7 protein-coding genes and 1 pseudogene are annotated in these 7,945 nt (G+C 44.4%); all 8 read right to left on the minus strand.

What is annotated here, in order from left to right; all coding sequences use genetic code 11:
- Positions 1–76, minus strand: a pseudogene (locus tag ACEYCN_RS01805) (30S ribosomal protein S15); the annotation flags it as partial.
- Positions 77–219: 143 nt separating this feature from the next.
- Entirely contained in the window at positions 220–1,326 is a 1,107-nt protein-coding gene (locus ACEYCN_RS01810; protein ID WP_373712595.1) for a glycosyl hydrolase family 8, read from the minus strand.
- Between the two features lie 8 nt (positions 1,327–1,334).
- Positions 1,335–2,645: a glycosyltransferase family 2 protein gene (locus tag ACEYCN_RS01815; RefSeq protein WP_373712596.1), complete on the minus strand. Its 1,311-nt coding sequence runs from the start codon at positions 2,643–2,645 to the stop codon at positions 1,335–1,337.
- A 143-nt stretch (positions 2,646–2,788) separates the two neighbouring features.
- Entirely contained in the window at positions 2,789–3,556 is a 768-nt protein-coding gene (locus ACEYCN_RS01820) for a hypothetical protein (protein ID WP_373712597.1), read from the minus strand.
- A 5-nt stretch (positions 3,557–3,561) separates the two neighbouring features.
- Complete coding sequence (wecB, locus tag ACEYCN_RS01825) at positions 3,562–4,731, minus strand: non-hydrolyzing UDP-N-acetylglucosamine 2-epimerase (protein ID WP_373712598.1); 1,170 nt, start codon at positions 4,729–4,731, stop codon at positions 3,562–3,564.
- A gap of 209 nt (positions 4,732–4,940) precedes the next feature.
- On the minus strand, positions 4,941–6,254 hold the full coding sequence (locus ACEYCN_RS01830) for a solute carrier family 23 protein (RefSeq protein WP_373712601.1): 1,314 nt from the start codon (positions 6,252–6,254) through the stop codon (positions 4,941–4,943).
- Positions 6,255–6,474: 220 nt separating this feature from the next.
- On the minus strand, positions 6,475–7,125 hold the full coding sequence (locus ACEYCN_RS01835; RefSeq protein ID WP_373712599.1) for a nitroreductase family protein: 651 nt from the start codon (positions 7,123–7,125) through the stop codon (positions 6,475–6,477).
- 118 nt (positions 7,126–7,243) lie between these two features.
- Positions 7,244–7,945 (minus strand): pseudouridine synthase (locus ACEYCN_RS01840; RefSeq protein WP_373712600.1); only part of this gene is annotated, 702 nt, incomplete at its 5' end.

The following is a 7,945-nucleotide window of genomic DNA, read 5'->3' on the forward strand; positions in this document are numbered from 1 at the left end:
CTACTGAACCAGTATCGCCTTCATGACGCGCATACTGGGTCATGATTTCATTTTTTTTCTCTTTTGAGATTGCCATGAGTTTTTCTCCTTTGTATTTGAGCTGAATCCGAGTGGCAGGTTGGCATATCCTGCAACCAAGAATCGCTAATTTGTCCATTGGACTCCTATTAGTCTATCAGGCTTTGAACCCTTTGTCAACTATTTGTGGTCCTGACCTATTTAAAAAACTTCTAAGGCCACCATAGTTAAGAGAGCCATTTCATAGTAGGCTTCTTTGGATAAATCTTGCATAAAGATAAACTTGTTTTGTTGGACAAGCTTATCATGTCCTGCGGTCTTTTGGGCAGCGTAGAAGACAGGTGCCAAGAAACTGGCTGCCTGGTAATTGTGCACTTCTTTCCCGCTCAGTTCATAACCAGCGGTGATTCGTCTTGTGGACATGAAAAAATTTAGCATTTTCCCTAGAACAGCCTGGGACTTTTCATCTTGACTTTGGGCCAGATGGTAAGGGACACGACAGGCATTGTAAGAATAGGTCCCATCAAACTCTGTTGCAACTGCATTGGCTTCAGCAGCTTTTACCTCATCTTCACCGACCCACATAAAGTCAGGAATCAAACCGGTCTTGTACTGTTCGCTCATCAGAACCAACTTATCTAGCATTGAGTCTTTCAACTGTAACCAGGTGTTGTCCTGGGTCAACTGATAGAATTCTTCAAATTGCTGGGGCATGACATCCGAGGTCCGCATAAGACTGTGGAACTTACTATCTTCTGTAGCCCAGTCCCCAACTGTCAGAATGGTTAATTCTGCATTGTAGTTGTGAGCAAGAATATCTTCTAGGATGGCCTTTGCTTGTGCATTGTAATCATCTGCTTTTTTAGGCCAAACCTTAGCCGCCTCCATCAAGGCATAGGCGATATATAAATCACCATCTGTGGCATTATGATCGAAAGTTTCAATCTCACCATTTTCTGCGATGACTTGTTTCCATGACATCAATTGGCTATCGGGTAGACGATTATCTAGATAATATTGATAAAGGCGGTCAAAATCTTTTTGACTGGCTAATTTTTGCTGCCCTGCACGAGCTGCAATCAGCATGCCATACCCTTGTGCTTCAGACAGAGTGACTTGTCCATCAGAAGTCTCTTCTGTTTTAATATAGGTCTTTTCATCAAGAGTTCCTACAAAATTAGCAGACCACTCTTGATAAGCATTTCTTTGTAATTGTTTCGGTTTGTTCATCCGTAAGTAGAAAAAGAGGGCAATAAAAGCTGCTAAAAGGAGGGCAAAAATTGTATATTTTGATCGTTTTCTGAGCATGAATCCTCCTATCCTGCAAAGCGCTTGGTCTTAACCCACTTGGTACCATCACGCCGCAATAGTTTATCCATTGTGACAGACCAAACTGACACAATAGAAATAATGATAAAGAGCTGCGTATAGGTGAAGTAGGAAATAAGGGCAATCCCAACCTGATGGATAGTTGCCTGACCAAACTGACTAGCCTGTGAGATAGTAATTTGTAGCAAGTAAATCAGAATCATTACAAGCCAGTTAAAGAGCAATAATTGTGCGATGTACACATTGGAAGGATCAAAGGCAAATGGTAGGGTAACAGCAGGGTCAAATAGATATCGGACCATAGCCACAATATTGGCAAAGAAAATAAGGTCAGACAAGATAATGGCCGCATTGAACCAGAAGAAAGTACAAGAATAATAAAAGACTTCCAGCTTCACCCGCCAATTGCTTCGATTAAAGAGGTTTTTAAAGTTGGAAATAACCACTTCATAATTTCCCTTGGCCCAGCGTTTACGCTGCATCATATAAGTGCGGACCGTTTCAGGTTCTTGCTGAAAGGCTTCTGAATTATAAGCCAAGGCAATCAACTTTCCACTTTCCATAATCTTGAAGGAGATATCTGTGTCTTCTGTTAAGGCACCATTGCGCCAACCACCGATGCTCTTCACATAGTCAGTATTGATGATAAAGTTGGTTCCTGGAATCCGACCAATCTTGAATAAATGCCACATTCCAACATGCTGTACACGCTGTGTCACGACAATTTCTTGGTTGATACAGCGAGTCAGGAAATTTTGGGTTGCATTTCTCGTTTTGTTGCGGCCAAAGGCTGCAACATGTCGTTCCGGATCCTTCAGAACTTCTTTGATGAGGAAATAGAGTGCATTTTGCTCTGGCATGGCATCTGCATCATAGACACAGATGTATTCTCCAGTTGCCATTTTCAAGGCATCGTTTAAAACGCCGGCTTTTCCTCCTGTCCCTTTCCGGTTAATCAGGGTGATATTTCTTCCTGCAAACTGGGGCAAGGCTTTCACTTTTTGCATTTCTTCGTAAGTATTATCATTACAGTTATCTGCAAAAAGGAGGAGTTCAACCCGGTCCACTGGGTAGTTCAAATTCAGAATGGCGGTAGCTGTTTGAGCAATCACGACATCCTCATTATGGGCTGGTACTACAATCGTGACCTTGGGATAGTAGGGAAGAGGGTCTGTATTCACCTTGAAATCACTATGCTTCAACCAGAAGTGAACAGACGAAAACAAGGGAATCAAGGCCCATCCCATCGAAAACCAAATAGATACTAGAGTGAAAATCATTAAGGATTGGCTAATCATTTCTTCACCGCCCTAAAATTTTTATTAACTCTTTCATAGATTGTTAAATAGCAAATTAAGAGAATAAGCACACAGATTGCGAACAATCCGGTGACTCCTGTTGCAATATAGAAAAAAATGTCCGTTAGTGTCATATTTTTCTCCTAATATTCTATAATAATTTCAGTCTCCAGCTTGCGCCCTAAATGCTTGATAAGATCAGCAAAGCGCACAGACTCAAGATCTTGTTTTTCCCATTCATCTTGCACAATCTGAAACTGAATGGCATTCGGATTGTATATATTTCGAAAGGGGATTTTTTCCAAAGACTCTTTCAACTGTTCTGATAAAGAAGCAGTCTTAGAATCATTGTTTGCAAAAATCAAAAAGGCACCATTTGGCAAGACAAAAACATCACGAATGCTTGGATGAGACTTCAGACGATGCTTGACAACCCGCAAAACACGGCGGCTCTCTCTAGGATTGATTTCTCGAAATTGCTCGAAGTGAGCCCACCTCACCATTCCAATCTGCACAGGAAAGGCTGACTCATTGGCCCTTTTCCAGAAAGAAAGGGTTTTTCGGGCTGCCTTTTCCTCATTTCCTGCAAGTTGCTGATAGGACAACCTAAGGAGATAAAGGGTGGCTAATCCTGCAGCCGGAAGAAGGAAAATGTAAAATACCCGTTCTGGAACAGGGATGTAACTGATACCAAAAACCATAATCATGACAATGGCAGTTGTACTCAATACCAAGAGCCATATAGCTAGTAGTTCTGGCAGGAGCCATACGGACACAATGGTTAAGAGAATAACAGCAAGCGTTATCCACTCACTTCCAGGGAAGAAAATATGTGTCGCAAACAAGCTCGCAACAATCCCCCCCCAGTACAGAAGGGAAACTGTTATATAGTGTAATTCTTGTTTTAACATGTCTATTATTTATCCTCGACCTTAAAATCTTCTGGTTTGTTTTCTGCTCCTTTGAAATAGTAAGCAATAGCTTCTAAAATACGTTTCGAAGCTTGACCATCGCCATAAGGATTTTTCGCTTCGGACATGGTCTGATAGTATTCTTTATCTGTCAAGAGAGAGGTCATTTCTCTGGCAATCAAATCTGGATTTGTGCCGACCAATTTAAGGGTTCCCGCAGCAACACCCTCTGGACGTTCTGTTGTATCACGAAGGACCAGTACAGGTTTTCCAAGAGAGGGTGCCTCTTCTTGCACGCCACCAGAGTCTGACATAATAAAATAACTTCTCGCCGCCAAATTATGGAAATCTAGGACATTGAGAGGTTCGATGAGATGAATCCGCTCAACCCCTGCCAAAATAGCTTCTGCTACCTCTTTAACAGCTGGGCTCAAATGAACTGGGTAGATGACCTCGACATCCTGATGCTGTGCTACAAAGTCCTTGATCATGCCGAACACCTTGGCCATTGGTTCGCCCTGATTTTCACGACGGTGCATGGTTAATAAAATAACTTTATTCCCTGCGCCAATCCTATCTAAAACCTCATGGTGATAGTCACTATCCACCGTAAAGGACAATGCGTCAATAGCGGTATTTCCTGTGATGAAGATGTCTTCTTCTGCCCGGCCCTCTTGTAGCAAATTACGCTTGCTTTCGTTTGTCGGAGCAAAGTAAAGGTCCGCCACCACATCTGTTACCTGGCGATTAACTTCTTCAGGAAAAGGAGACAGTTTATTCCACGTGCGTAAGCCAGCCTCTACATGGCCAATTTTGACCTGATTATAAAAAGCAACTAGACTAGCTGCCAGAGTCGTTGTTGTATCCCCGTGAACCAGCATAATGTCCGGCTGAACTTCTGTAACAATCGATTGCAGTTTACTCATGGCCTGGACTGTAATGTCTGTTAAGGTTTGTCTATGCCCCATGATATTTAAATCATAATCTGGAACAATCTGAAAGGTGTCTAAGACTTGGTCTAGCATCTCTCGATGCTGAGCCGTCACGACAACCGTTGGCTCAAATCGTCCACTATCTTTGGCTAAAGCTAAAACTAAGGGGGCCATTTTGATGGCTTCGGGTCTTGTCCCAAAAACTACCATAACCTTAATTGGTTTGAATCGATGATGATTCATAAAACTCTCCTAATGTGAAACAAATTTTTTCTGCAATAGATACGTACATATCAAGCATAAATATTATAACAAACACAACAATGTTAACATAACTATGGTCAAATGTAAACAAATTTTGTTTGAAACAACATATATTTAATGTTCTTGTAGTAATTGTCATCAAACGAAAATAAGGAGTCAGTTCCAAAGCACTGACTCCTTTCTTTTATTTACTTTTCCGACTTGGGCAAAATTAGGTTTAAGACTACCCCAACGATAGCACTGAGGGCGGTTCCTGAAAGGGTCAGGGCACCCAGATTGAGGACGGCGCCACCAAGACCCAGAACCAGCATGGAGCTAGCGATAATCAGATTGCGGACCTGTCCGAAATCAACACGGCTTTCGATGAGGACCTTGAGTCCATTGCTAGCGATAACCCCATAGAGCAGAATGGACATCCCCCCCAGAACAGCGTTTGGAATGGTGGAGATGAGGGCGGTGAATTTTCCTAGGAAGGAAAAGGTGATGGCAATGAGGGCTGCATTGCGGATGACAGACACTGATGCAATCCGCGTCATACCCACGACCCCTGTATTTTCTCCATAGGTGGTGTTGGCAGGTCCACCCAAGAAGGCTGATACGGCTGTGGCCACCCCATCCCCAATCAGGGTCCGGTTCAGGCCAGGTTTTTTCAAAAATTCACGACCACAGATATGACTGAGAACGGTGTGATCCCCGATATGCTCTGCCACGGTAACGATAGAAATAGGCAGGATGGCCAGCATTTCAGGGCCAAAATAGAGTTCAAAGGTCTGGAAGCTCCCCAACTTGAAAGGAAGGATGAAACCAGGCAACTCAAACCAGGCCGCTTCCAAAACTGGGGTAAAATCGACCATGCCAAGAGCAATGGAAACCAGGTAACCTCCTACAATGGCGATGAGGAAGGGAATGATTTTCACAAAGCCCTTACCGTTGGTGTTGACAAAGGCCGCAATGAGGAAGGTGATCATGGCCACTAGCATCTGCTTCCAATCACCATCAGTCACAAAGCCTGCGTTGGTTACCGCTGAATTGGCCAAACCAAGTCCGATGATGATAATCATTGGCCCGATGACAATGGGCGGCAAAAGGGTATCAATCCATTTGGTGCCGACCATCTTGACCAGACCTGCAATGAGGACATAGATGAGACCGACGAAGAGAATCCCTGTCTGGGCAGCTGAAACATTGCCATCCATAGCCTTGATGGCCACAGACATGGCCGAAATATAAGCAAAGGAGGAACCTAGGTAGACTGGTACCTTAAAGTTGGTGGCTACTTGGTAAATCAGGGTTCCTACACCAGAGGCAAAGAGGGCAACCGATACTGGCATGCCCAAAATTAGGGGCACTAGGATGGTGGCACCAAACATAGCAAAGACATGCTGGAAGCTAAGGAGCAGGCCCTTGCCAAACTCCGGCTTTTCATCCACATCCAAAAGTAGGTCTACCTTTGAAACATCCAAATCCAGAGCCGTGTGCTCCTCATGCTCTGAAACCTGCATCTTTAATTCCATCTATTCTCCTTTTCTGGGTATGCAAAAAGGCCCAGTTCTAATATAGTAGTCATAGGCCCTCATTTGAAACTTGACGTCTTTCTCACCTCACGGGATGAGTTTAAAAACCTACGCTTGTAGTATTGTAGCATAAAACAGTGAAAATTTCTAGGATGTTTACCTGAAATCCCTTGCTTCCCCTTAAGGCGCATCTCTGCAACGCTTGGAATTATAAAAATCGACTAACTTCATCAACAGAATAGCGACTTGATTGGACCTCCTTATTGAGATGAATCAGGTCGGCCTTACCAATGGCGATGGCCATATTGGGCACATAGCGTTCAGGATCCAGACCTAGCTTTTCTGCCGCCACTTTTGAGTTGTAACCCTGGATGGCATTGGTATCATAGCCGTGGGCACGCGCTACTAGCATCAACTGCATGGCTGCCAAGGAGCTATTGGTCTTGGCGTCATGGACCAGACCTTCATAGGAAGCTGCTTCATAAAGGGGTAGGAAGGTCTTTAGGACTTCATCCCTTTTTTCGGGAGAAATGCGGCCATCCTCACAGGCCTGATTCCAAAGGTCACGGTAAGATTTGTAGGCCTGAGTATCCCCAAAAATGAAAACAATAGCAGCTGCTGTTTCCAGCTGTGGGGTATTGAAGGGCATAAAGAAGCTGCGCAAGACATCCTTTGCTGCTTCAGTGTCAATGATGACGAAGCGCCAGGGCTGCAGGTTGCAGGCTGATGGGGCTGTAATGGCCTCAGCAATCATTTCCTGGAGCTCCTCCCGACTGATTTTGACCGTAGGGTCAAAATGGCGAACCGAGTGGCGATGGAGCAAAATATCTGAAAAATCATTATTAATAAAGTGAGACATGAGAACCTCCTTCTACTGGAACACAGGCTTTGTTTTCGTTTTCACAATCTCATTTTACCCCTTCTCCCTTGAAACTTCAAGTGTTTGTATGGTAAAATCCTCATTTCCTTCCTGTTTGCTAAAGTTCCACCCCAAATTCTTCCAAGCTAGTCAGCTCTTCTTGGGTCAGCCTGCGAAATTCCCCGATTTCTAGGTTCTCATCCAAAACCAGGGGTCCCATCCTTAGACGCTGCAGGTCGGTGACTTCCTTGCCGCAGGCTGCTACCATGCGTTTGACCTGGTGGAATTTCCCTTCTCGGATGGTGATGCGGACTAGGCTGCTATTAGTTTTTTCATCCACCTCAACCAGCTCCAAATCAGCTGGCTGGCAGCTAAAGTCTTTCAGTTCCATACCCTGACGAAATTTTTCCACATCCTGATCCGTCATGATCCCTGCTACCTTAGCCTGATAGAGCTTGTCCACATGCTTTTTTGGAGAAAGCAGGGCATGAGCCAGGGGACCGTTATTGGTCAGGAGCAAGAGGCCATGGGTATCTATGTCCAAGCGGCCCACTGGGAAAACCTCCTTGAGCCGGGCGGTCTCATCCAGTAAATCCAAGACCGTCCGATGGCGGTCATCTTGAGTGGCAGAAATGACCCCCTTGGGCTTGTTGAGCAGATAATACACAAAGTTTTCATGCTGCAGGACCTGATCAGAAACGGCAATCTGGTCAGCTTTCTCATCAATCTGCCGTTTGGGCGAGGTTTCCACCTGCCCATTGACAGTTACCTGCTTGCTTTTTAAAATTTTCTTGACTTCGCTTCGACTGTCAAGGTCGCA

This window comes from Streptococcus sp. (genome assembly GCF_041802885.1).
In the GTDB taxonomy this organism is placed as follows: domain Bacteria; phylum Bacillota; class Bacilli; order Lactobacillales; family Streptococcaceae; genus Streptococcus.

Bases quoted from the DNA above. Each gene is read 5' to 3' on its own strand.
- ACEYCN_RS01810 (WP_373712595.1), bottom strand. From the start codon at position 1,326: ATGCTCAGAAAACGATCAAAATATACAATTTTTGCCCTCCTTTTAGCA.
- ACEYCN_RS01815 (WP_373712596.1), bottom strand. From the start codon at position 2,645: ATGATTAGCCAATCCTTAATGATTTTCACTCTAGTATCTATTTGGTTT.
- ACEYCN_RS01820 (WP_373712597.1), bottom strand. From the start codon at position 3,556: ATGTTAAAACAAGAATTACACTATATAACAGTTTCCCTTCTGTACTGG.
- wecB (WP_373712598.1), bottom strand. From the start codon at position 4,731: ATGAATCATCATCGATTCAAACCAATTAAGGTTATGGTAGTTTTTGGG.
- ACEYCN_RS01830 (WP_373712601.1), bottom strand. From the start codon at position 6,254: ATGCAGGTTTCAGAGCATGAGGAGCACACGGCTCTGGATTTGGATGTT.
- ACEYCN_RS01835 (WP_373712599.1), bottom strand. From the start codon at position 7,125: ATGTCTCACTTTATTAATAATGATTTTTCAGATATTTTGCTCCATCGC.